15 protein-coding genes and 6 pseudogenes are annotated in these 24476 nt (G+C 71.1%); 17 read left to right on the top strand and 4 right to left on the bottom strand.

Annotation, left to right across the window (positions count from 1 at the left end; translation table 11 throughout):
* Positions 1-61: 61 nt before the first annotated feature.
* Both LJB71_RS14015 and LJB71_RS14010 read right to left on the bottom strand, forming a co-directional pair.
* The gene (locus LJB71_RS14015) at positions 62-742 is read right to left on the bottom strand and encodes a hypothetical protein (protein ID WP_259304640.1); all 681 of its coding nucleotides are present in this window, start codon (positions 740-742) and stop codon (positions 62-64) included.
* Positions 743-825: 83 nt separating this feature from the next.
* Positions 826-3342 carry a penicillin-binding protein 1A gene (locus tag LJB71_RS14010; protein WP_259304639.1) on the bottom strand — a complete coding sequence of 839 codons (2517 nt, stop codon included), beginning with the start codon at positions 3340-3342 and terminating at the stop codon, positions 826-828.
* 242 nt (positions 3343-3584) lie between these two features.
* Here LJB71_RS14010 and LJB71_RS14005 point away from each other — a divergent pair, with 242 nt between their 5' ends.
* The 12 genes and pseudogenes from LJB71_RS14005 to LJB71_RS13950 all read left to right on the top strand — a co-directional run bounded on the left by LJB71_RS14005 (position 3585) and on the right by LJB71_RS13950 (position 16826).
* Positions 3585-4643: a pilus assembly protein PilM gene (locus LJB71_RS14005; RefSeq protein ID WP_259304638.1), complete on the top strand. Its 1059-nt coding sequence runs from the start codon at positions 3585-3587 to the stop codon at positions 4641-4643.
* Positions 4643-5191, top strand: a pseudogene (locus LJB71_RS14000) (PilN domain-containing protein); the annotation flags it as partial. The gene LJB71_RS14005 and the pseudogene LJB71_RS14000, both read left to right, overlap by 1 nt.
* A gap of 74 nt (positions 5192-5265) precedes the next feature.
* Positions 5266-5925: pseudogene (gene pilO, locus LJB71_RS13995) on the top strand (type 4a pilus biogenesis protein PilO); the annotation flags it as partial.
* A gap of 37 nt (positions 5926-5962) precedes the next feature.
* Entirely contained in the window at positions 5963-6469 is a 507-nt protein-coding gene (locus LJB71_RS13990; RefSeq protein WP_259304637.1) for a pilus assembly protein PilP, read from the top strand.
* 15 nt (positions 6470-6484) lie between these two features.
* The gene (locus LJB71_RS13985) at positions 6485-8449 is read left to right on the top strand and encodes a type IV pilus secretin PilQ family protein (protein WP_259304636.1); all 1965 of its coding nucleotides are present in this window, start codon (positions 6485-6487) and stop codon (positions 8447-8449) included.
* A gap of 123 nt (positions 8450-8572) precedes the next feature.
* A pseudogene (locus LJB71_RS13980) lies at positions 8573-9569 on the top strand (MoxR family ATPase).
* A 22-nt stretch (positions 9570-9591) separates the two neighbouring features.
* On the top strand, positions 9592-10518 hold the full coding sequence (locus LJB71_RS13975; RefSeq protein ID WP_259304635.1) for a DUF58 domain-containing protein: 927 nt from the start codon (positions 9592-9594) through the stop codon (positions 10516-10518).
* A pseudogene (locus LJB71_RS13970) lies at positions 10515-10969 on the top strand (DUF4381 domain-containing protein). Before LJB71_RS13975 ends, LJB71_RS13970 begins: the two are co-directional and overlap by 4 nt.
* A pseudogene (locus tag LJB71_RS13965) lies at positions 10966-11974 on the top strand (VWA domain-containing protein). The pseudogenes LJB71_RS13970 and LJB71_RS13965 overlap by 4 nt, the downstream one beginning before the upstream one ends.
* The gene (locus LJB71_RS13960) at positions 11971-13776 is read left to right on the top strand and encodes a tetratricopeptide repeat protein (protein WP_259304634.1); all 1806 of its coding nucleotides are present in this window, start codon (positions 11971-11973) and stop codon (positions 13774-13776) included. Before LJB71_RS13965 ends, LJB71_RS13960 begins: the two are co-directional and overlap by 4 nt.
* A gap of 111 nt (positions 13777-13887) precedes the next feature.
* Positions 13888-15441, top strand: a complete 1554-nt coding sequence (locus tag LJB71_RS13955) for a BatD family protein (protein WP_259304633.1) — start codon at positions 13888-13890, stop codon at positions 15439-15441.
* Positions 15442-15485: 44 nt separating this feature from the next.
* A complete protein-coding gene (locus tag LJB71_RS13950; protein ID WP_259304632.1) occupies positions 15486-16826 on the top strand; it encodes a dicarboxylate/amino acid:cation symporter in 1341 nt (446 codons plus the stop codon).
* Positions 16827-16844: 18 nt separating this feature from the next.
* Here LJB71_RS13950 and LJB71_RS13945 read toward each other — a convergent pair whose 3' ends face one another.
* Positions 16845-17240: a type II toxin-antitoxin system VapC family toxin gene (locus tag LJB71_RS13945; protein ID WP_259304631.1), complete on the bottom strand. Its 396-nt coding sequence runs from the start codon at positions 17238-17240 to the stop codon at positions 16845-16847.
* Positions 17237-17482 (bottom strand): hypothetical protein, encoded by a 246-nt coding sequence (locus tag LJB71_RS13940; protein WP_259304630.1) that lies wholly within the window; start codon positions 17480-17482, stop codon positions 17237-17239. Before LJB71_RS13940 ends, LJB71_RS13945 begins: the two co-directional genes overlap by 4 nt.
* Before the next feature lie 394 nt (positions 17483-17876).
* On the opposite strand from LJB71_RS13940, the gene tkt reads away from it, so the two are divergent.
* The 5 genes and pseudogenes from tkt (at position 17877) to LJB71_RS13915 (ending at position 24473) form a co-directional block, all read left to right on the top strand.
* Positions 17877-19862: a transketolase gene (gene tkt / locus LJB71_RS13935; RefSeq protein ID WP_259304629.1), complete on the top strand. Its 1986-nt coding sequence runs from the start codon at positions 17877-17879 to the stop codon at positions 19860-19862.
* Between the two features lie 150 nt (positions 19863-20012).
* Positions 20013-20381 carry a copper chaperone PCu(A)C gene (locus LJB71_RS13930; protein ID WP_259304628.1) on the top strand — a complete coding sequence of 123 codons (369 nt, stop codon included), beginning with the start codon at positions 20013-20015 and terminating at the stop codon, positions 20379-20381.
* Between the two features lie 207 nt (positions 20382-20588).
* Complete coding sequence (locus LJB71_RS13925; RefSeq protein ID WP_259304627.1) at positions 20589-21995, top strand: dihydrolipoyllysine-residue acetyltransferase; 1407 nt, start codon at positions 20589-20591, stop codon at positions 21993-21995.
* A gap of 17 nt (positions 21996-22012) precedes the next feature.
* Positions 22013-23795, top strand: a pseudogene (gene lpdA / locus LJB71_RS13920) (dihydrolipoyl dehydrogenase).
* A 282-nt stretch (positions 23796-24077) separates the two neighbouring features.
* Entirely contained in the window at positions 24078-24473 is a 396-nt protein-coding gene (locus tag LJB71_RS13915; RefSeq protein ID WP_259304626.1) for a hypothetical protein, read from the top strand.
* Positions 24474-24476 lie beyond the last annotated feature (3 nt).

Genomic DNA, 24476 nt, shown 5'->3' with positions numbered 1-24476 from the left:
ACGCCCCGCCCCGCGCGGGGCGTTCGCGCTTTCGGGCCGGTACGGAGGGGGCTTTCCCGGATCAGCGCGCCAGCGCCTCGGCCTCGTGCCCGGCGATTTCGTCCGCGGCCAGCAGTGCGCGCAGCTGGTGGGCGCTGCCGCGCCGCATCGGCCGCCCGTCCACGCCCGACAGCGGGGCCTGGCGCAGGCAGTCCAGCGGCAGCACGGTGGCGTCGAACTCCAGCCCGTCGGCGGCGAACAGCCAGGCTGGCACGTCCACCTCGCGTTCGTGGTCCAGCCGCAGGCGGTGGTGGCGCGGGCGCGCCGGGATCGCGTGCTCGGCCAGCCAGCGCGGCACCGCATCGGGATCGTCGCTGTGCAGGTGCAGGGCGATCGCGGAGTGGGCATCCGCGGTGCCGTCCCAGACCGGGCCGACCACGCGCGGCTGGAACGCCGCGAAGAACTCCAGCGCCGGCAGCGCGGCTTCCCGGCGCTGGCGCAGGGCATCCGGTCGCTGCGCGCGCTGGAACAAGCGCTGGTATTCGCGCAGGGCGTCCTCGATCTCGCGGTTGCCGGGCAGCGAGGCGTCGTCGAAGATCCCCAGCCGCTGCGCGGCCTTGCGCTTGGCCAGGCGGTAATCGCGGATGCCGCCTTCCACCATCAGCCGGGCGGCTTCCGTGGCGAGTCGGTGGCGGCGTTCGCGCACCCGGGTGACGGCGTGGGTGTGGGCATGCGCGGCGGCATGCGGGCGCGGTCCAGGCATCATCGGATCCTCCGCGGTGGCCGGCTCCGACTGTACCCGAGCCGGGGGCGGGCCGTCACCCGCGGCGGATGGCAGGCCCGCGGTCAGAAGATATCGAACGCCTGTTCGGCCGGCGTCTGCTGACTGTCCTGCGGCTCCGGCTCGGTCAGCGCGTCCTCCTGCATCCGCTGCAGGTCCTCGGCCTTGATCCATTCCACGATCCCGCCATCGCCGTCGCCGCCGGGCAGCAGGCGGCCGTTGGCGCCCACCACCACCTTCACCATGCCGGGCGGTGGATCGGGCAGGCGCAGCGGCTGGTCCTTCAGCGCCGCCTGCATGTAGCTGATCCAGATTGGCAGCGCGGCCTTGCCGCCGTACTCGCGGTAGCCCAGCGACTGGAAGTCGTCGCGGCCGACCCAGACGGTGGTGACGTAGGGGCCGCCGAAGCCGGAGAACCAGGCGTCGCGGTGGTCGTTGGTGGAGCCGGTCTTGCCGCCTACGTCGTCGCGCCCCAGCACCCGCGCGGCGGTGGCGGTGCCGCGTTTGACCACGTCGCGCATCATCGAGGCCAGCTGCCAGGCGACGCGCGGATCGATTGCGCGCGGCGCCAGCGGCTGCGTGGCTTGTTCCGCATCGGGAGGTGCCGGCGCGGGGCGGGCGGCGGGCGCGCCTGGGCCGGCGGCTGCCGGTGCGGGGCTGGCCGGTCCGAGGTCGAAGCCGTCCACCTTGCCACCGGCGCTGGTGGTGGTGGCCGGCTGCCCCGGCACCGCGGCGGTCTGGCAGGTGGGGCAGGCGATGGCCGGATGCTCCTGGAACACCATCTTGCCGTCGCGGTCGCGCACGCTGTCGATCACCCACGGCGTCACCAGGAAGCCGCCATTGGCGAACGCGGTGTAGCCGCGCGCCACCGACAGCGGGGTCAGCGAGGCGGTGCCCAGCGACATCGACAGGTTCGGCGGCAGGCTGGCCTCGTCGAAGCCGAAGTGGCTGATGTAGCGGCGCGCGTAGTCCACCCCGATGGCATCCAGCAGGCGCACCGAGACCAGATTGCGCGACTGCACCAGCGCCTCGCGGATGCGCATCGGGCCGGCGAAGTTGCCGGTGTCGTTCTGCGGCCGCCACTCGTGGCCCTTGCGGTCCTTGAACACTACCGGCGCGTCCAGCACGATCGAGGCGGGGTTGAAGCCGCGCTCGAACGCCGCCGCGTACAGGAACGGCTTGAAGCTGGAACCGGGCTGGCGGCGCGCCTGGGTGGCGCGGTTGAACTTGTTGCCGGCGAAGCTGTAGCCACCCACCAGCGCGCGCAGCGCGCCGGTGTCGGCCTCCAGCGACACCAGTGCGGCCTGCGCACGCGGGATCTGGTCCAGCTCCCACTGCGGCGGCGCGTCCGGCTTGTCGGTCGGCAGCGGGCGCACCCGCACCACGTCGCCGCGCTGGGCCAGGGCCGCCGCCGGCTTGCCGGTCCAGGCCAGGGCGCGGCCGGCCAGCGTCAACTCGCGGCCATCGGCCAGCACCACGTGCAGCGCGCCGCCGCCGTTGTCCACCACCACCGCCGGCACCAGCCCGCCTTGTGGCGGGATGTTGCGGATCAGCTGGCCGATCGCGCGCGGGTCGGCGCCGGCCGGGATCTGCACACTCTGCTCCGGCCTGCGCCAGCCGTGGCGGCGGTCGTACACGCGCAGGCCATCCACCACCGCGCGGTCGGCGGCGGCCTGCAGCACCGGGTCGATGGTGGTGGTGACCCGGTAGCCCTTGTTCAGCACGTCGCCGCCGAAGCGGTCCACCATCTGCTGGCGCACCATCTCGGCCACGTAGGGGGCATGCACCTCGACCCTCGGCTCGTGCGGCGCGGCGTGCATCGGGACCTGGCGCGCCGCCTCCATCTCCGCGCGCGTCACGAAGCCCAGCTCGGCCATGCGCGGCAGGATGTAGTTGTCGCGGCGCAGGCGCGCGCGCTCGGGGTTGCTGATCGGGTTGCCGCTGGACGGAAACTTGGGGATGCCGGCCAGGGTCGCGGCCTCGTCCAGGGTGAGCTGGTCGAGGGTCTTGCCGTAGTAGTACTCGGCCGCGGCGGCCACGCCGTAGGCGCGGTTGCCGAAGAAACTCTTGTTCAGATACAGCTCGAAGATCTCGTCCTTGCTCAGCTCGCGCTCCATCTTCATCGCCAGCAGCATTTCCGCGAACTTGCGCCGGAAGCTGTACTCGGAGCTGAGGAAGAACTGCTTGGCCACCTGCTGGGTGATGGTGGAACCGCCGGGGACGCGTTCCTGGCCGCCGGTCTTGATCAGCAGCCACACTGCGCGCGCGATCCCGCTCGGGTCCACCCCGCCGTGTTCGTAGAAATTGGCGTCCTCGGCGGCCAGGAAGGCCTGCCGCACCCGCAGCGGGACCTGCTGGAGCCGCACCGGATAGCGCCGCATCTCCCCGAACAGGCCGATCAGCTCGCCGTCGCGCGCGTACACGTACATCGGCTCCTGCAGCTCGATGGTGCGCAGCGCCTGCACGTCCGGCAGGCGCGCGTTGACGGCGTACACCATCGCACCGACGACCCCGGCACCCAAAAGGCAAATGACGAGTCCAGCCAGCAGCAGCCAGCGCAGCAGGCGGGGAAAGCGGAGCATGGTCACGGAAATCCGATTGCAGCAAGCGAGGTCGCGGAGTATATGATGGTCACGCCGGTATCCACCGGCCCACGGGGGTGGCCGGCCGGCATCGACGACAGCGTTGGTGCGGTCGAGCGGGACGGAAGACGGCAGTGGCGCGGGCAACGCCGGCGGTCGGGGCTTGCCTTGAAGTGAAAACTCCGTTATTCATGTAGTACTGCACTAGGCGCGTGTAAACGCCCGTGGGAAGGGGAGATGCCGTGGGGCTGGGGACGAAGACGCAAGCGCCGTTGATCGGCGTGGACATCAGTTCGACTGCGGTCAAGCTGCTGCAGCTGGCGCGCACCGGCGACCGCTACCGCGTGGAGCACTACGCGGTGGAGCCGCTGCCGCCGAACGCCGTGGTCGAGAAGAATCTGGTCGAGGTCGAGGCCGTCGGCGAGGCGATCCGTCGCGCCATCGCGCGCTCCGGCTCGCGGGTCAAGCATGCCGCCGCCGCGGTGTCCGGTTCGTCGGTGATCACCAAGGTCATCACCATGCCGGCCGCGCTGGACGAAGACGAGATGGAGTCCCAGATCGAGCTGGAGGCGGTCAACTACATCCCGTACCCGGTCGAGGAGGTCAATCTCGATTTCGAGGTGCTCGGCCCGGTGCCCGGCAACAACGAGATGGTGCAGGTGCTGCTGGCGGCCTCGCGCTCCGAGAACGTCGAGGTGCGCGCCTCGGCGCTCGAACTCGGCGGGCTGGTGGCCAAGGTGATCGACGTCGAGGCCTTCTGCATCGAGAACGCCTTCGCGCTGATCGCCCCGACCCTGAACATCCCGCGCGACGGCCTGGTGGCGCTGGTCGATGTCGGCGCCACCATGACCACGCTCAACGTGCTCCGCGGTGGCCGCAGCATCTACACCCGCGAGAACGTGTTCGGCGGCAAGCAGCTCACCGACGAGGTGATGCGCCGCTACAGCCTCAGCTACGAGGAAGCCGGCCTGGCCAAGCGCCAGGGTGGCCTGCCGGAGAGCTACGAGATCGAGGTGCTGGAGCCGTTCAAGGAAGCGATGGTCCAGCAGGTCAGCCGCCTGCTGCAGTTCTTCTACGCGGGCAGTGAATTCAACCGGGTCGACCAGGTCGTGCTGGCCGGCGGCTGCGCCTCCATCCCCGGCATCGCCGCAATGGTCGAGGAACAGCTGGGCATCCCCAGCGTGACGGCCAACCCGCTGGCGCAGATGACCCTGGGGCCGCGCGTGCAGGCCAACGCCCTGGCGCAGGACGCGCCGGCACTCATGATCGCCTGCGGGCTCGCACTCAGGAGCTTCGACTGATGGCACGCATCAATCTTCTCCCCTGGCGCGAAGAGCGCCGCAAGGCCCGGCAGAAGGAGTTCTACGGCATGCTCGGGCTGGCGGTGCTGGCCGGCATCCTGCTGTCGATCCTGATCTACAGCCTCTACGGCGGCTGGATCGCCGGCCAGAACGCGCGCAATGAGTACCTGCGCGGCGAGATCGCCAAGGTCGACGGCCAGATCAAGGAAATCCAGGAGCTGGACAAAAAGAAGCAAAAGCTGCTGGCGCGCAAGGAAGTGATCGAGCAGCTGCAGGCCAACCGCTCGCAGATGGTGCACCTGTTCGACTCGCTGGTGCGCACCATCCCCGATGGGGTGGCGCTGACCTCGATCAAGCAGGAAGGCGACATCCTGACCCTCAACGGGCGTTCGCAGTCGAACGCGCGGGTGTCCACCTACATGCGCAACCTGGAGAGCTCGGGCTGGATGACCAACCCCGATCTCAACGTGATCGAGGCGAAGGAAGGCAACCCGGCCCTGCCGTACGAGTTCAACCTGAAGGTCAAGCTGGCCAATCCCAGCGCGGCCAAGGACGGGCAGGATGCCAGCCCGCAGGCGCCGGCCGCCGCGCCGGCCACGCCCGCCGCCGGAGGGAATGCGTCGTGAGCACGAAGAAGAAAATCAATCTCCGCGAACTCGACATCAACAACATCGGCAGCTGGCCGCGCGAGGCGCAGCTGGTGTTCTGCGGTCTGCTTGCGCTGGTGATCGTGGTGATCGCCTGGTTCGTGGCCATCAGCGGCCAGCGCGACGAGCTCAAGCGCCTGCAGGCCCAGGAGTCCGACCTGCGTACCGAGTTCGAGACCAAGCAGGGCCGTGCCGCCAACCTCGAGCCGCTCAAGCAGCAGCTGGCGCAGATGGAACAACAGCTGCAGCAGATGCTGCGCCAGCTGCCCAGCAAGACCGAGATGCCCGACCTGATCGTGGATATCTCGCAGACCGCGCTGGCGACCGGCATCCAGAACGACCTGTTCCAGCCTGGCCCGGAGGCCAAGCAGGATTTCTATGCCGAGAAGCCCATCATGCTGCGGATGGTGGGCACCTACCACCAGTTCGGGGCTTTCGTCAGCGGCGTGGCGTCGCTGCCGCGGGTGGTGATCATGACCATGCATGACATCTCCCTGCAGCCGAAGAAGAGCAAGGACAATCCGAACGCCCGGATCGGTCCGAACACCCCGCTGGAACTGGCGGGCACGGTCAAGACCTACCGCTACCTGGACGAGGACGAGTCCGCCCAGGCCGAGGCCGACGCCAGCAAGGCCGGCGACAAGAAGGGGGCAAGTGAGCATGCGCACGTCAATGCTTCGTCGCGTCGCCGGCGCGCTTGCCCTGCTGCTGGTCACCCTGTCCCTGGCCGCCTGCGGCGGCAGCCGCGGGGATCTCGAAAAATGGGTGGCCGAGGTCAAGGCCCGGCCGGCGCCGGCGCTGGAGCCGCTGCCGACCATGCAGCAGTTCGAGACCTTCGAGTACACCGCGCAGAACATGCGCGACCCGTTCGACCAGACGTTCACCGGCGAGGGCGCCGGCGGCCCGCGCCCGGACCCGGGCCGGCGCAAGCAGACGCTGGAGATGTTCTCGCTGGACAGCCTGAAGATGGTGGGCTCGCTCGGCACCGGCAAGAACCTGGTCGCGCTGGTGATGGCGCCCGACAAGGTCACCTACCGCGTGAAGCCCGGTGACTATATGGGGCAAAGCGATGGCCGGGTGACCGGCGTGTTCGAAGACCGGATTGAACTGGTCGAACTGGTACCGGATGGCGCGGGTGGCTGGCCGGAACGCCCTGCCAAGATGGCGCTCGACAATTGATTGGGGACTAGACAGATGACCTTCACCAACGCCAAGCAAATGCAGCCTGTCCGGCGCCACCTGCCCTCGCGGGCCCTTGCCGTCGCCCTTGCGCTCGGTCTGGTCACGGTGGGCGCGGGCACCGCCTCGTCCCCGGTGCGCGCGGCCGGCATCGGCCAGTCCGCCACCGGAGGCATGGCGGATCCCGCCAAGCGCCTGCCCGATGCGGTGTCCGTGTCCGCGATCGACTTCAAGCGCGGCGACGGCGGTTCCGGCAAGCTGATCCTGCGCTTCTCCGGCAGCGGCGCGGCCCCGGACCTGCGCACCATGGGCTCCAACGTGGTGATCGACATCGGCAACGCCCAGCTGCCGGCCTCGCTGCAGCGTCCGATCAACGTCGTCGATTTCGCCACCCCGGTGCAGCGCGTCGAGGCGCATGCCACCAGCAGCGGCGCGCAGCTGGTGCTCGGCACCAAGGGCATGTTCGAGTCGATGGCCTACCAGAGCGGCAACGAGTACATCGTCGAGATCGTGCCGCGCGCGAATCCGGTCGCCGCCGCTGCCGGCACTGGCGGCAAGGCCATGGGCGCCGCCAGCAGCGGCGATGCCAGCGCCAGCGCGTCCGTGCGCTACAGCGGCAAGCCGGTGACCTTCAACTTCCAGGACGTGCCGGTGCGCACCGTCCTGCAGCTGATCGCCGAGGAATCCAACCTCAACATCGTCGCCGCCGACACCGTGCAGGGCAACGTCACCCTGCGCCTGGTGAACGTGCCCTGGGACCAGGCCCTGGACCTGGTGCTGCAGGCCAAGTCGCTGGACAAGCGCCGCAACGGCAACGTGGTGTGGGTGGCCCCGCAGAAGGAGATCGCCGACTTCGAACTGGCCAAGGAAGAGGCCCGCATCAACCTCGAGGAGCGCGCCGCCAAGGTGACCGAGTACATCCCGGTCAACTACGCCAACGCCGAGGATATCGCCCGCCTGCTGACCGAGGAGAGCAAGGGCAACCAGCAGGGCGGTGGCCAGCAGGGTGGCCAAAATGCCATGGACCGCGGCTTCCTGTCCGGACGCGGCAGCATCAGCTTCGACAAGCGCACCAACACCCTGCTGGTGGTGGACATCCCGCAGAAGGTGGAAGGGATCAAGAAGCTGGTGCAGGAGCTGGACAAGCCGGTCGACCAGGTGGTGATCGAGGCCCGCATCGTGATCGCCAACGAGAACGTGGCGCGCGAGCTGGGCGCCAAGTTCGGCATCACCGGCACCGGCAACAACAACAAGATCTATTACAGCAGCAGCATCGGCAACAACATCGCCAACCAGAATGCGATCACCAACGCGGCGCTGGCCAACAGCACGACCCCGCCGCCGAGCCCGCCGGCGGTGCCGACCATCACCCGCGGCCTCAACTGGAACATGCCGGCCGTGCTGCAGAATCCGGGCGGCTCGCTGGCGTTGTCGATCCTGAATGCCGGCTACGCACTGGACGTGGAGCTGTCCGCGATCCAGGAGCAGGGCCGCGCCGAGGTGATCTCCAACCCGCGCGTGGTGACCAGCAACCAGAAGGAGGCGACGATCCGGCAGGGCAAGGAAATCGGCTACCTCACCGTGTCCGGCGGCCAGGGCGGCAACGTGCCCACCGTGCAGTTCAAGGAAGCGCTGCTGGAGCTGAAGGTGACCCCGACCATCACCAACGATGGTCGCGTGTTCCTCAATATGGGCGTGAAGAAGGACGAGCTCGACGGCTTCATCAGCCTCGGCAGCTTCGGCCAGGTGCCGCAGATCGCCCGCCGCGAGGTCAATACCGCGGTGCTGGTGGACGACGGCCAGACCGTGGTGATCGGCGGCGTGTACGAGTTCAATGACTCCACCGATATCTCCAAGGTGCCGTTCCTGGGGGATATCCCGATCCTCGGCAACCTGTTCAAGAACAAGAGCCGCTCCAAGACCAAGGCCGAACTGCTGATCTTCGTGACCCCGAAGGTCATGCGCGTCGCCCAGCGCTGAGCCGCGCTGTCGATGCCAGGGAAACGGGAGCCGCAGGGCTCCCGTTTTCGTTTGCGCGGCGGCACCATGGGCGAACCTTTGCCGCGTCGTGCGGTCAAACCGCCACCTGCAGGATGCCCCGCCATGGACACCCCACACGCGTCACCCCCGTCGTTGCATGACCGTTTTCAGCAGCTGCAGCAGGCCCTGCAGCAGGAAATCATCGGGCAGGCCTCATTGGTCGAACGCCTGCTGATCGCGCTGCTGGCCGACGGCCATCTGCTGGTGGAAGGCGCGCCGGGGCTGGCCAAGACCAGCGCGATCCGGGCGCTGGCGGCGCGGCTGGAGGCGGATTTCGCGCGCGTCCAGTTCACTCCCGACCTGTTGCCGGCCGACCTCACCGGCACCGAGGTCTGGCGCCCGCAGGACGGGCGTTTCGAGTTCCAGCCCGGCCCGATCTTCCACTCCCTGCTGCTGGCGGACGAGATCAACCGCGCCCCGGCCAAGGTGCAATCGGCGCTGCTGGAGGCGATGGGCGAACATCAGGTCACCGTCGGCCGTCAGACCTATCGCTTGCCGGCGCTGTTTCTGGTCATGGCCACCCAGAACCCGATCGAGCAGGAGGGCACCTTCCCGCTGCCGGAAGCCCAGCTCGACCGCTTCTTGATGTATGTCCGGATCGGCTACCCACAGGCCGAGGCCGAAGCCCAGATCCTGCAGCTGGCGCGCCTGCGCGCCCGCGATGCGCTGCAGCCATCGCCGTCGTCGCCAGAGGCGCGGATCAGCTCAGGACGAGGTGTTCGCCGCGCGGAAGGCGGTGCTCGATCTGCACCTGGCGCCCGCGCTGGAACGCTATCTGGTGGAACTGGTGCTGGCCTCGCGCGATCCCGGCCGCTACGACCCCGCACTGGCGCGCCGGATCGCCTGGGGCGCGAGTCCCCGCGGCTCGATCGCGCTGGAACGCTGCGCGCGCGCGCGCGCCTGGCTGGCCGGGCGCGATTTCGTCACCCCCGAGGACGTGCGCGCGGTTGCGCCCGACGTGCTGCGGCACCGGGTGCTGCCCAGCTTCGAGGCCACCGCGGAAGGCTGGGACGGCGCCCGGCTGGTAGAGGAACTGCTGCAGCGGGTGCCGCTGCCGTAAGCCGATGGAGGTGCACAGGGCCATGCAGCGGGGCGCTCAGGCGGCAGACGGCGGGACGGGCATCGCCCCGCAGCTGGCCGAGCTGCTGGCCCTGCGCGCGCGGGTGCAGGGCCGGCGGCCGCCGCGGCGCGGGGCGCACGGCGTGCAGGGGCACGCCCTGTCCACCCTGCGCGGGCGCGGGATGGAATATGCCGAATCACGCGAGTACAGCCCCGGCGACGATGCCCGCCATATCGACTGGCGGCTCACCGCGCGCAGCGGCAAGCCGCACACCAAGCTGTTCCAGGCCGAACGCGAACGCCTCACCCTGCTGGTGGCAGACACCTCGCCGCTGCTGTATTTCGGCACCCGGGTGCGCTTCAAGTCGGTGCAGGCGGCGCGCGCGGGGGCGCTGATGGCATGGCTGGCGCTGCGCGACGGCGACCGGGTGGCGGCCCTGCGCGGCAGCGTGCAGGAAGCGCCGGTGCCGCCGGCCACCGGCACCCGCGGCGTCCTGCGCGTGCTGGATGCGCTGGTGCGCTGGTATGCGCGGCCGCCGCAGGACGACGCCGGGCTGACGCTGGCGCTGGAGCATGCACGCCGCCTGCTGCGGCCCGGTGCGCGCGTGCTGGTGCTGGCGGATGCCGCCAGCGTGGGCGGGGTGGAGCCGACGCTGTGGGCGGCGCTCGGACGCTTCGATGCCAGCGTGCTGCTGTTCACCGACCCGCTGGAGGAAGCACCGCCGCGCGCGACGCTGGCGTTCGCTCCGGCGCAGGGCGCGCGCCTGGCGCTGGCGCTGGACGCCGAGGGCGTACGCCGGCGCTGGCAGCAGGCCTTCGCGCAGCCGCTGGCGCAGGCGCAGGCACGGCTGCAGCAGGCGGGTCTGCGCGTGCAAGCGCTGTCCGCGGCAGCGCCCAGCGATGTCTGGCTGCCGCTGCTGGATACACCCTGGCGGCGGAGGGTGCGATGACGCCGGGCATGCCGCTGCCGCTGCGCGACGTGCATCCCGGGCTGGCGCCGTCCTGGTGGCCGCCCGCGCCCGGCTGGTGGGGGCTGGCTGGCGGGTTGCTGCTGGTACTGACAGGGCTTGGCATCTGGTATTGGCGGCGGCAGCGCCTGCGCCGCTGGGCGCAGGTATTCGATGCCCGCCTGGCGCAGGCCGCTCCGGGCCCGGACCAGGTGGCGGCGATCTCGAACTGCTGCGGCGCGCGGCGCGCCGGATCGATCCGGCGGCCGACCGGCTGCAGGGCGAGGACTGGCTGCGCCTGCTGGATGCGGACAGCAAGTCGCCCGCCTTCGCGGCCGGGCCGGGAGCGCTGCTGGTGGAGGGCCTGTACCGGCGCGAGGTGGACCCGGCGGCGCTGGAGGCGTTACGCATACTGGCGCGGCGGCGGTTCCTGCAGTGGATGCAGCGGGCATGAGCATGTTCGCGGGAGGATGGCCATTCGATGGATTCGCCTGGCCGTGGCTGCTGCTGGCGCTGCCGCTGCCGCTGCTGGTGCACCTGCTGTGGCCGGTGCGTGCGGCGGCCGGGGCGGCGCTGCGGGTGCCGTGGGGCACGCGCCTGCGCCAGGTCGCGGCAGGTGCGCCGGGGCGCGCGCGTGCACCGGGCGTGGCCTGGCTGGGATGGGCGGCCTGGGCGCTGCTGTGCGTGGCCGCGGCGCGGCCGCAGCAATGGGGAGCGCCAGTGCTGCCGCCGCACAGCGGGCGCGACCTGATGGTGGCGCTGGATCTGTCCGCCAGCATGGGCGAGGAGGACATGGAACTCGGCGGCCGCCCGGTGGACCGCCTGACCGCCGCACGCGCGGTGCTCGCAGATTTTCTGCGCCGGCGCAGCGGGGATCGGGTCGGGTTGATCGTGTTCGGCGACCGCGCCTATGCCCTGGCCCCGCTGACCGCCGACCTCGCCAGCGTGCGCCAGCAGCTGGGGGGATGCGGTGCTCGGCCTGGCCGGGCGCGCCACCGCGCTGGGCGATGCGATCGCGCTGGCGGTGAAGCGGCTGCAGGAGGCGCCGCCCGGCAAGCGCGTCCTGATCGTGCTCACCGACGGCGTGAACACCGCCGGGGTGCTGGACCCCGAGAAGGCCGCGCGGATCGCACGCGATGCCGGGTTGCGCATCTACGCCATCGCTTTCGGGGGCGAGGGCGGCACCGCCTCGGTGTTCGGCTTCCGGCTGCTGCTGGGGGGTGGCGACGACGTGGACGAGGCCGGGCTGAAGCGGATCGCGCAGCTGACCGGCGGCGCCTTCTTCCGCGCCCGTGCCACCGACGAGCTGGCCGATGCCTATGCCCGCATCGACCGCCTGGAGCCGGTGCCGCGCGCCGGGCAGGCAGTGCGGCCGCGGATCGAGCGCTACCCACTGCCATTGGCGGCGGCGCTGGCGCTGGGCCTGCTGGCGCTGGTCGGCGCGCGGAGGCGGGCATGAGCGCGACGCTGACGCTGCTGGGCACGCTGCACTTCCTGCGCCCGTGGTGGCTGCTGGGATTGCTGGCGCTGCCGCCGCTGGCACTGTGGCTGCGCCGCGCCCAGCGCCGGCGCGATGGCTGGCAGCAGGCGGTGGATCCGCATCTGCTGCCGCATCTGCTGGAAGGCGGCGCCGGCGCGCGTCGCGCCTGGGCGCAATGGGCGGGCCTGCTGGGGCTGGCCCTGACCCTGCTGGCGCTGGCCGGGCCGGGCCTGGGCAAGCGCGCGCAGCCGCTGTGGCAGAGCCGGCAGCCGCTGGTGGTGGCGCTCGATCTGTCGTCGGCGATGCTGGCGCGCGACCTGCCGCCGAGCCGGCTGGTGCAGGCGCGTGCCAAGCTCGCCACCCTGCTGCGCGAGCGCAGCGGCGGCGAGGTGGCCCTGGTCGTGTTCGCGCAGGATGCCTACACGGTGGCGCCGTTGACCGACGATGCCGCGAACGTCGCCCTGTTCCTCGATGCGCTGGCCCCGGACGTGATGCCCGCCGATGGTCAGCAGCCCGCGCGTGCGATCGCCTGGTCGCAGCGGCTGCTGCAGCAGGCCGGCTTCGCCCACGGTGACATCCTCCTGTTCACCGACCACGCGGATGCGGCGGCGCTGGCCGCCGCCGCGCAGGCGCGCGCGGCCGGCCATGCGGTCTCCGCGCTGGGCGTGGGCAGCGCGCAAGGCGGCGTGTTCGCGGGGCCGGGCGGGCTCGCGCAGGCGCGGCTGGATGCGGGCTCGCTGCAGGCGCTGGCCGCGGCCGGCGGCGGCCGCTACCAGACGATTACCGTGGGCGATGCCGACCTGCGCGCGCTGGGCGTGCTGCAGCCCGGGCGTGCCGCGGGCGTGGCGTCGGGGCAGGCGGCGCAGGTGTGGCGCGACGATGGCTACTGGCTGCTGCCGCTGGTCATGCTGTGCGTGCTGCCGCTGTTCCGGCGCGGGGCCGCGCTGGCGGTACTGCTGGTGGTCGCGGCGGGCTGGCCGGCGCCTCCGGCTGTCGCACAGGCCGCGGTCCCGCCGGCCGCCGCGCAGCCGCCGCGCGGCACGCTCTGGCAGCGCGCCGACCAGGTCGCATATGCGCGCCGGCGGGAGGGCGTGGCGGCCTACCGGCGCGGCGATTACGCCACCGCCATCGCGCGCTTCTCGGGCCTGCCCGATGCCGACGGCCAATACGATCTCGGCAACGCGCTGGCGCAGGCCGGGCGCTACGACGAGGCGATCGCCGCCTACGACCGCGCGCTGCGCCTGCGCCCCGGCATGCCGGATGCGCTCTACAACCGCAAGCTGGTGGAGGCGGCCCGCCAGCGGCGGTCGCCGCCTCCTGCGTCCTCGTCTGCGTCCGGCAACGCCACGCCGCCGCGCTCCGGCAGCGGCCAGCCGTCGCCCGGCCAGAACGCGCAAGACCGGGACAAGGGCGGCAAGGACGCGGCGGGCAAGGACGGCGCGTCTCCGCCGCCCGCGCAGGGCCGCTCCGGGCCGCAGACCGCCGGGAAGACCTTGGACGGCCCGCCGCAGCCATCGCAGCTGTCCCCAGAACAGGCGCGCGCGCAGGCGCAGGCCGATGCCGCCCAGCGCGCGCGCATGCAGCAGGCGCTGCAGGGCCGCCCGGCTGGAGCCGGGCCAGTGCAGAGCGCGCCGGCGCAGCGTGCGGAGACTGCTGAAGAGCGCGAGCGCCGGCTCGCCAACCAGGCCTGGTTGCAGCGGGTGCCGGACGATCCCGGCGCGCTGCTGCGCGCACGCCTGCAGCTGGAGGCCCGGCGCCGGGTCGAGGCGGGTGGGCCGTGATCCGGCGCCTGGCCATCGGCCTGCTGGCGCTGCTGGCCTGGGCCGTGCTGCCGGCGGCGGCGCAGACCCGCGCCTGGCTGGATCGCGGCGAGATCAGCGAGGGGCGAGACGGTGGCGCTGAACATCGCCACCGACCAGGCCGTGGACCAGATCGACTATGCCCCGCTGCGCGCGCAGTTCGCCCTCGGCGGGCAGAGCGTGCGCCGCCAGTTCGAATGGGTGAACGGGCAGGCGCGCCGGCAGACCGTGTTCTCGGTGGGGCTGCGGCCGCGCGGCCCGGGCACCTGGACGGTGCCGGCGCTGCGGGTGGGCCATGCCAGCACCGCGCCGCTGCAGCTGGTGGTGCGCGCACCCACCGTGCAGCCGGCCACGCCGGACTCGGATGTGTTCGTGGAAACCACGGTCGATGCCGAGCATCCCTACGTGCAGCAGACGGTGGGCGTCATCGTGCGGTTGAACTACGCCATTCCGCTGCTGTCCGGCGAGCTCGATCTGGATCCGCCGGCCGGCGCCAGCCTGCAGCGGGTGGGCGAGGACATCAGCTACCAGCGCATGCTCGGCGGGCGCCGCTACCAGGTGCTGGAGCGGCGCTACCTGCTGGTGCCGGAGCGCAGCGGCCCGCTGCTGCTGCCCGGCGCGCGCCTGACCGCGATCCGTGGCCCCGGGTTCGCCGGCCCGCTGTTCGAGGACGACCGCACGCCGGTGAGCGCAGCGGCCCCGGCGCGGCTGCTGCAGGTGCGGCCGATTCCGGCGGAGGCCCCGTCGCCGTGGCTGCCGCTGCATGCCCTGCGGCTGCGCTACCTGCGGGCGCCGACCCAGGCCTTCGCCGGTGCGGCGGCCATGGTCGAGGTCGCGCTGGAGGCGGATGGCGCCACCGCCGCGCAGGCACCGGCGCTCGAGTGGCCGGCCGCGCCCGGGGTGCAGGTGTTCCCGGAGCCGGCGCAGGTGCAGGAACGTTTCGTCGATGGCCGGCCGCAGGTGAGCGTGCGCCGGGTGTTCGCGCTGGTGCCGCAGCAGCCGGGCGCGCTGTCGCTGCCGGGGCCGCAGCTGGCGTGGTGGGATGCCGATGCCGGCCGCGCGCAGCGGTCCATACTGCCGCCGCTGCGGCTGCAGGTGGCACCGGGCACGCCCGCTGCCACTGCGCCCGCCGCGGGTGGGGCCATGTCCACGGCGGCATCCGCGGTCGCGCCGGCCTCGCCGCCTGCCGCCGCGCCGCAGGTGCCGGCACGGCCGGCCATCTCCCGTGGGGCCGGCGATGTCCTTGCGCTGTGGCTCTGGGGCGGTGTGCTCGCGCTGGCGCTGCTGGCGGCGGGCGTGGCTGGCGTGCGGCGCTGGCGCGCGCGTCGCGCGCATGGGCCCGCGCCCGCGGCGGAGGCGCCGGCGCTGCCGGTGGCGCTTGCCAGCGGCGATCTGGCGGCGATCGCGCGTGCGTTGACCGGCGCGGCGGGATGCACGGGCGAGGATCTCGATGCCGTGGCGGCGCGCCTGCAGGATCCGGCGCAGGTCGAGGCCGTGCGCGCCCTGCAGGCCGCGCGTTGGGGCGGCGGCGCGCCGGAGGCGGCGCTGCGTGCGCTGCGGCCGGCGTTTGCCGCAGGCCCGCGCTGGCGCGCGGTGGCACGGGCGACGGCAGACCCGTTGCCGCCGCTCTACCCGGAGTCGCGCTGAGGCTTTGCTAAGCTGCGGATTCTGTCTGATTCCGTGAGCCTTGCATGCACCCGACCGATTCCGCGCCCGCTGCGCCCGCCAAGGGCCTGCCTTTGCATCTGAAAGTCGGCATCGGTTTCCTGCTCGGCACCCTGCTGGGGCTGGCCGTGCACGTGGTCGCGCCGGGTGCGGACTGGGTGAACGACGTGATCCAGTACGTCGCGCGTCCGTTCGGCACGGTGTTCCTCAACCTGCTGTTCATGATGGTGGTGCCGCTGATCTTCTCGGCGCTGGTGCTGGGCGTGGCCGAGTTGGGCGATGTCGCCAGCCTGGGCCGGCTGGGCTGGCGCACGCTGGTCTATACCGCGGTGGTCACCGGCATTGCGGTGCTGATCGGGCTGGTGATGGCCAACCTGCTGCAGCCCGGCACCCACATGGATCCGGCGCTGGTGGAGCAGGCGCTGAGCAGCAACGCGGCGAAGACCGGCGCGATCGTCGAGAAGGGCCGCGAGCTGCACATCGTCGACATCCTCGTGGACATCGTTCCGCACAACATCGTCGGCGCCATGGGCGACGACAGCAAGAAGCTGGGCATCGTGTTCTTCGCGCTGATGTTCGGCATCGGCCTGGTGATGCGGCCAACGCCGGGCACGCAGGCGTTCAAGAACGCCATGCACGGGCTGTTCGAGGTGTGCATGCACCTGATCGGGATGTTCGTGAAGCTGGCGCCCTACGCGGTGGCCTGCTTCATGTTCATCCTGTGCGCGCAGCTGGGCTGGGACGTGCTGGTCGGGCTGGGCTGGTTCGTGGTGACGGTGGTGCTGGCGCTGGCCATCCACGGCTTCGTGGTGCTGCCGCTGTGGGTGAAATTCATGGGCGGGATGGGCGTGCGCGAGTTCTTCCGCGGCTCGCAGGAAGCCTCGCTGACCGCGTTCGCCACCGCGTCCTCGGCAGCCACGCTGCCGGTGACGTTGCGGGTGGCCGAGGAAAACCTGAAGCTGCCGCGCAAGATCAGCCGCTTCGTGCTGACCGTGGGCGCCTCCGCCAGCCATCACGGTTCGGCGCTGTTCGAGGGCATCACCATCCTGTTCCTGGCGCAGGTCTACGGCATGCACCTGCCGCTGGGCGAGCAGGTGCTGGTGCTGGTGCTGTGCATCCTCGGCGGCATCGGCACCGCCAGCATCCCGTCCGGCTCGCTGCCGGTGATCGCGATGATCGCCGGCATCGTCGGCCTCAAGCCCGAGGGCATCGGCATCATCCTCGGCGTCAATACCTTCCTCGACATGTGCCGCACTTCGCTGAACGTCACCGGCGACCTGGCGATGGCGGTGGTGGTGGCCAAGCGCAGCGGCGCGCAGGATCTGGACGATCCCGCGGTGGAGAAGCTGGACGACATCGTGCGCTGAGGCTCGGGATGTTGTCCTTCATTCCGCGGCAAGCGGCATTGCGATGTCCGGGAATGCCCGGAGCAACTGGCCGTCCATGGTCAGCAACCGGGTTCCCAGCACTCCTGCAAGGGCGATGAACTCGCAGTCGTAGGCGGAGCAGCCGCTGTCGCGCGCCAACTGCAGGACCTGCCTGGAGTCGGGCTCGTGCTCGGCGCCGTCGAGCAGCGATTCCGCCTCCCGCTGGATGGCGCAGGCCTGGGCGAAATCCAGCGTGCCGCGCCGCATGTAGCCGGCCAGGATGTTGCGGAACCCGCTGCGCCACAGCACGGGCGCATGCCAGTCCGGATCCCTGGCGAGCAGGCGTTCCGCCGCGCCGGTGAACGCCCCCGGCAGGTACAGATAGGCCAGCACGTTGGAGTCCACCACAATCACGCGCGGCCTTCGCGTTTCATTCGATCGATGTCGTCCGCGTCGAACGCGTCCGGCTGCAGCCCGGCGCGCAATGCGCGTGCGCGCGCCAGCCGCTCGCCGGGCGTGATGCTGCCGGGCGCCAGCACCGTTTCCAGACAGAGGATCGCCTCGCTGTTCAGGCTGCGCCGATGCAGTGCGGCCGCGGTCTTGAGCCGCGCGTAGATCTCGTCGGGGATGTTCTTCAGAGTCAGGGTGGTGGGCATGGAGGTGCCTCCATTCGACATGGAACCAAAATACAACCGTTTTGGTTTCATGTCGAATGGAGGGGATGGGGGCATTGCGGCGGGGGCGGCAGTTCGCATGTGGCGACTCTGCTGCGCAGCGCCTGTCCACGGCATCGGCGCGTGCCGCGCGTTCGGGTGGGAGTTTGGTGGGGAGGGCTTCGGTTTGCCACCGGTTCGCCAGTCCGCCGGCTCGATCAAATCCGGCGGCGTCGCCCTGCGGCATCACCGGGATCCATGGCCGCGACGCTCCGGGCTGGGCGTCTGCCGGTTTCCAATGGGCGCTTCCGCCTGAGGGTGGCCGCCGAGGCAGGCCGAAGACACTGCCCCGTCCGGGATGGGACAATGGGTACTTCCTTCCGCTTCGCCTTCCGCCATGACGACGCCCAGCCGCCGCGATCTTGCCAACGCCATCCGTTTTCTCGCCATCGACGCCGTGCAGGCGGCCAACTCCGGCCATCCGGGCATGCCGATGGGCATGGCCGACATCGCCGAGGTGTTGTGGAATGATTATCTGAAAGTGAACCCGGCCAACCCCGGCTGGGCCGACCGCGACCGCTTCGTGCTGTCCAACGGCCACGGCTCGATGCTGCAGTACGCGCTGCTGCACCTGGCCGGGTTCGATCTGCCGATCGAGGAGCTCAGGCGCTTCCGACAGCTCGGCAGCCGCACCCCGGGCCATCCGGAGAACCACGTCACCCCGGGCGTGGAGACCACCACCGGCCCGTTGGGGCAGGGCCTGGCCAACGCCGTGGGCATGGCACTGGCGGAGAGGCTGCTGGCGCAGCGCTACAACCGCGACGGACATACCATCGTCGATCATCGCACCTGGGTGTTCCTGGGCGATGGCTGCCTGATGGAGGGCATCTCGCATGAGGCCGCCTCGCTGGCCGGCACCTGGGGCCTGGAGAAGCTGGTCGCGTTCTGGGACGACAACCGCATCAGTATCGACGGCGACACCGCCGGCTGGTTCACCGACGACACCCCGAAGCGCTTCGAGGCCTACGGCTGGAACGTGATCCGCGGAGTGGACGGGCACGACCCGGTGGAGATCAAGACCGCCATCGAGACCGCGCTGAAGTCCGAGGGCAGGCCGACCCTGATCTGCTGCCGCACCACGATTGGTTTTGGCTCCCCGCACAAGGCCGGCAAGGAGTCCAGCCACGGTGCGCCGCTGGGCCAGGACGAGGTGGCCGCCACCCGCGCGGCGCTGGGCTGGGCATCCCCGCCGTTCGAGATCCCGGCCGAGATCTACGCCGGCTGGCGCGCGCGCGATCGTGCCGCTGCCGAGGCGGATTGGAACGCCCGCTTTGCCGCGTACAAGGCCGCATATCCGGACGCGGCGGCCGAGTTCGAGCGCCGCCTGTCCGGCGCGCTGCCGGCCGGGCTCGAGGCGGCGGCCGACGCCTTCATCGCCCGCACCGCGCAGGAGGGGCCGGCCATCGCCAGCCGCAAGGCCTCGCAGAACGCGATCGAAGCCTTCGCGCCGCTGCTGCCGGAGCTGGTGGGCGGCTCGGCGGATCTGGCGCATTCCAACCTGACGCTCTGGAAGGGCTGCCAATCGGTGACCCGCGCGGACGCCGACGCCCGCTACGTCTATTACGGCGTGCGCGAGTTCGGCATGAGCGCGATCAGCAATGGCCTGGCCTTGCACGGCGGGTTCATTCCGTTCGATGCCACCTTCCTGGTGTTTTCCGACTACGCCCGCAACGCGGTGCGCATGAGCGCGCTGATGGGCATCCGCGCGATCCACGTCTACACCCACGATTCCATCGGCCTGGGCGAGGATGGCCCCACCCATCAGCCGGTGGAGCACCTGGCCTCGCTGCGCCAGATCCCGAACAACGACGTCTGGCGTCCCTGCGATGCAGTGGAGTCGGCGGTGGCCTGGAAAATGGCGGTTGCCCGCACCGATGGTCCGTCCTGCCTGGTGTTCAGCCGCCAGACCCTGCCGCACCAGGCGCGCAGCGAGGCGCAGCGGGCGGCAATCGCGCGCGGCGGCTACGTGCTGAAGGACAGCGTGGGCGCGCCGGAGCTGATCCTGATCGCCACCGGCAGCGAAGTGGCGCTAGCGATGCGGGCGGCGGAAACGCTGGGCGATGCGGTGCGCGTGGTATCGATGCCTTCGACCAATGTGTTCGACCGCCAGGATGCGGCGTATCGCGAATCCGTGCTGCCGAAGGCCTGCCGCAGGCGGGTGGCGGTGGAAGCCGGCGTCACCGGCTTCTGGCGCCAGTACGTGGGCCTGGACGGCGCGGTGGTGGGGATCGACAGTTTCGGCGCCAGCGCACCGGCCGAGGCGCTGTTCCCGCACTTCGGCCTCACTGTCGAGCGCCTCGTCGAGGCGGCGCGCGCGCTGTGAGTGGCCCGGGTTCAGGTCGGGCCAGCCGCGGCCATGCGATGCTTGGCGAATCGACACGTCACGTGAGGAGCGATGCGATGCGAGCGATCACGACCGCACTACTGGCCCTGCTGCTGAGCCTGCCGGCGCGGGGCCGCCGATCCGGCGTCCGTGCAGGTGCAGTCGCCCTGGCTGCGCGCCACCCCACCGGGCGCGCAGGTGGCCGGCGGGTTCGCCACCCTGGTCAATCCCGGCGACCAGGCCGACCGCCTGCTGCGGGTGGAGAGCCCCGAGGCGGCGCGGGTGGAGTTGCACGAAACCTTCGCCGAGGGTGGGGTCATGCGCATGCGCGCCCTGCCCGATGGCCTGGCGGTGCCCGCGCATGGGCAGGTGGAGCTCAAGCCCGGCAGCTACCACCTGATGTTCATCCAGCCGCGCCAGCCGCTGACCCCGGGGATGCAGGTGCCGGCCACGCTCGTTTTCGAGCATGCCGGCGCGGTGCCGGTGCGCTTCCAGGTGCGCGCGCTGGGCGCGCGCTGAACGGGTCTGCCTCGTCGGCGACGGTCGGCGTGGGTGGGTTTTGCCGGGGGTGGAATACCTGCCGCGGGTCATTTCGGTGGGTTTTCGGAGCATTTTTGCGCCGATGAATAAATGACCCGGGTGAAAATTGAAATTCCGGCGCGTTCGATTTGTCGGACGCGGCGGGATGTGTTCCCATAGCGCTTTCCCTGCTGCGGAGTGGCGGCCATGGCCGAACTGAAGGAAGCGCGCGTCCCCGACATCGGCGGGCATACCGATGTCCCCGTGATCGAGCTGCTGGTGCAGCCGGGCGATACCGTGGCCAAGGATCAGGGCCTGGTCACCCTGGAGTCGGACAAGGCGACGATGGAAGTGCCCTCGCCCTTCGCCGGCGTGGTGCGCGAGCTGAAGGTGAAGCTGGGCGACAGCGTGTCCGAGGGCGCGGTGGTGGCCGTCATCGAAGTGGCGGAGGCGACACCGTCGCCCGCATCCGCGCCGGCGCCCGCACCGGCGCCGGCGGTGGCAGCGCAGGAGCCGCCGAAGCCCGCGCCCGCCAAGCCGGTGGCGCAGGAGCCGCCGAAGCCCGCGCCCGCGGCACCCGCCGAAAGCGGCGCGCCGGTGCCGGCGCTGGCGCCGGTGGCCGAGCCCGGCCAGCCCGGCATCCCGCCGATGCGCTTTGCGGCCGAGGCGGTGCTGCCCGAGAAAGTGCCGTATGCGAGTCCTGCGGTGCGCCTGTTCGCGCGCGAGTTGGGCGTGGAGCTGGCCCGGGTGGCCGGCACAGGGCGCGGCGGCCGGATCCTGAAGGAGGACGTGCAGGCCTTCGTGAAGGCGGCACTGGCCGGTGGCGCGGCGTCTGCGGACGGCGCGGCGGTGGCCGCGGGCGGCGGGCTGAACCTGATCCCGTGGCCGAAGGTGGATTTCGCCAGGTTCGGCCCGATCGAAACCCGGCTGCTGTCGCGCATCCAGAAGATTTCCGGCGCCAACCTCGCGCGCAACTGGGCGATGATCCCACACGTCACCCAGCACGATGTGGCCGACATCACCGAGCTGGAGGCGCTGCGCGTCGTGCTCAACGACGAGAACGCCAAGGCCATTGCCGCCGGCAAGGCGGGCAAGGTCACCCTGCTGGCCTTCCTGATCAAGGCCTGCGTGGCGGCGCTGCAGAAGTTCCCGACCTTCAACGCCTCGCTGGAGGGCGATGACCTCGTTCTCAAGCGGTACTACCACATCGGGTTCGCCGCCGACACGCCCAACGGGCTGGTGGTGCCGGTGCTGCGCGATGCCGACCAGAAGGGCGTGCTGGAGATCGCGCGCGAGATGGGCGAGCTGGCCGCGTTGGCGCGCGAGGGCAAGCTCAAGCCCGAGCAGATGCAGGGCGGCTGCTTCACCATCAGCTCGCTGGGCGGGGTCGGCGGCACTGCGTTCACGCCCATCATCAACGCGCCGGAAGTGGCCATCCTCGGAGTATCGAAATCCGAGATCCGCCCGCAGTGGGATGGCAAGCAGTTCCAGCCGCGCCTGATGCTGCCGCTGTCGCTGAGCTACGACCACCGCGTGATCGACGGTGCCGCCGCGGCGCGCTTCACCAGCTACCTGGGGCAACTGCTGGCCGACCTGCGTCGGGCCATGCTCTGAATCGAAGGAGAAGGCGCATGGCTGAGATCGAAAGCAGGGTGCCCGACATCGGTGGCCACGGCGACGTGCCGGTGATCGAGCTGCTGGTGGCGGTGGGCGACAGCGTGAAGAAGGACCAGGGGCTGGTCACGCTGGAGTCCGACAAGGCGACCATGGAAGTGCCGGCGGCCGCCGACGGCGTGATCAAGGCGCTGAAGGTGAAGCTGGGCGATACGGTGTCGGAAGGCAGTGTGATCGCGGTCATTGAAGCTACGGCGAGCGGCGATGCGGAGAAGGCGCCCGCGCCGGCGAAGGCCCAAGCGCCCGCGGCGGCCCAAACGCCGGCCGCGAAGGCGGCATCGGCTGCACCGGCGCCGCAGGCGGCCGCTTCCTCGGGCCGCAAGGCCGATATCGAATGCGCGCTGGTGGTGATCGGCGCCGGTCCCGGCGGCTATACCGCGGCCTTCCGTGCGGCCGATCTCGGGCTCGACACCGTGCTGGTCGAACGCTACCCCACCCTCGGCGGCGTCTGCCTCAACGTCGGCTGCATTCCCTCGAAAGCGCTGCTGCATGCCGCCGACGTGATCGAGCAGGCGGCGCACGCCAGCGACTACGGTGTCGAGTTCGGCAAGCCGAAGCTGCATCTCGACAAGCTCCGCGCGTACAAGGACAGGGTCGTCGGCCAGCTCACCCAGGGCCTGGCCGGCATGGCCAGGCAGCGCAAGGTGCAGGTCGTGCAGGGCGCCGCGAAATTCCTGTCCGCGCACGAACTCCGAGGTGGCTGGCGAAGACGGCAAGGCACAGGTGCTGCGCTTCGCCCAGTGCATCATCGCCGCCGGTAGCCAGCCGGTGAAGCTGCCGGGCTTCCCGTGGGGCGATCCGCGCATCATGGATTCCACCGATGCGCTGCAGCTGGCCGAGGTGCCGAAAACGCTGCTGGTGGTGGGGGGCGGCATCATCGGGCTGGAGATGGCCACCGTGTATCGCGCGCTGGGCGCGGAGGTGACCGTGGTCGAGTTCATGCCGCAGCTGATCCCCGGCGCGGATGCCGACCTGGTCAAGCCGCTGGCCGAGCGCCTGAAAAAGCAGGGCGTGGCGATCCACCTCAAGACCAGGGTGGTCGAGGCGAAGGCGCAGAAGAACGGCATCGCCTGCACGTTCGAGGGCGAGTCCATCCCCGAGGCGAAGCTGTTCGACCGCGTGCTGGTGGCGGTGGGGCGCAGCGCCAACGGTGCGAAGCTGGATGCCGACAAGGCGGGCGTGCGCGTCGGCGAGCGCGGGCTGATCCCGGTGGATGCGCAGATGCGCACCAACGTGCCGCACATCTTCGCCATCGGTGACCTGGTCGGCCCGCCGATGCTGGCGCACAAGGCCACCCACGAGGGCAAGCTCGCCGCCGAAGTCGCCGCCGGCGAAAAGAAGGAATGGGTGGCGCGAGTGATCCCGAGCGTGGCCTATACCGATCCGGAGATCGCCTGGGTCGGCGTCACCGAGACCGAGGCGAAGGCCAAGGGCCTGAAGGTCGGCGTGGGCAGGTTCCCGTGGGCGGCCTCGGGCCGCGCGATCGGACTGGGGCGCACCGAAGGCTTCACCAAGCTGGTGTTCGACGAGGCGACCCGCCGCGTGATCGGCGGCGGGATCGTGGGCGTGCACGCGGGCGAACTGATCGCCGAGATCGCGCTGGCGATCGAGATGGGCTGCGAGGTCGAGGACATCGGCCACACCATCCATCCGCACCCGACCCTGAGCGAATCGGTGGGGATGGCGGCGGAGGTGTACGACGGCACCATCACCGACCTCTACCTGCCCAGGCGCAAGTAGCCGCCCGCAACGCGGTTGAAGATGCTCCGACGGAGCGCCCTGGGCCGGTGGGCGCCGGGGAGTCTGGCAGCCGCCGGGATCGACGAGGAGAGGCGGTTGCGGATGCTGTGACCGCGCGCGGACCGGGCCAGGTTCCCGCTCCGCGCCGCGGCTGGCGGGCCCGCCTTTGGCGGTTGCCCGGGGCGGGGGCGGGCTGCTAGACTTCTGCGGCTTCGCGGGGCGCTCCGGCGGCCTGCGGGCATGCCGAACCCTTCCGTTTGGTCCTGCTCGGGAATCATCCGCGTGCTGAACTCCGCCAAAGCAGGTTGGCGGCTGGCGCTGCGGGCGGTGGCTTTCCAGGCCGCCGCCACGCTGGCGACCGCCGCTGCCTGCATGACCATCGGGCCGCGCGCCGCCCTGGCGGCGCTGGCCGGGGGCGGGGCGCTGGCGCTGGGCAGCCTGGTCGCGGCCTGGGGGGCGTTTGGTGGCGGCGTCTCGGGCGGTGGCGTAGCGCTGGCGCGCCTGCTGCTGGGAACGGCGGCGAAGTGGCTGGTCGTGATGGCCGGGCTGTATCTGGCGATGGCGATCTGGAAGCTGCCGGCGGTGCCGGTGCTGGCCGGTGCGGCGATGGCCGCGGCGGCATTCCTGGTGTCGATGAGATTCGTGGCAAGGCGCAGTACGACGAGGACGAACGCGTGATCC

Origin of the sequence: Thermomonas sp. S9, assembly GCF_024704365.1 — a bacterium.
In the GTDB taxonomy this organism is placed as follows: Bacteria; Pseudomonadota; Gammaproteobacteria; order Xanthomonadales; family Xanthomonadaceae; genus Thermomonas.
Note: the sequence above shows the minus strand (reverse complement) of the source record. Positions and strands in the feature narration are given on the sequence as shown.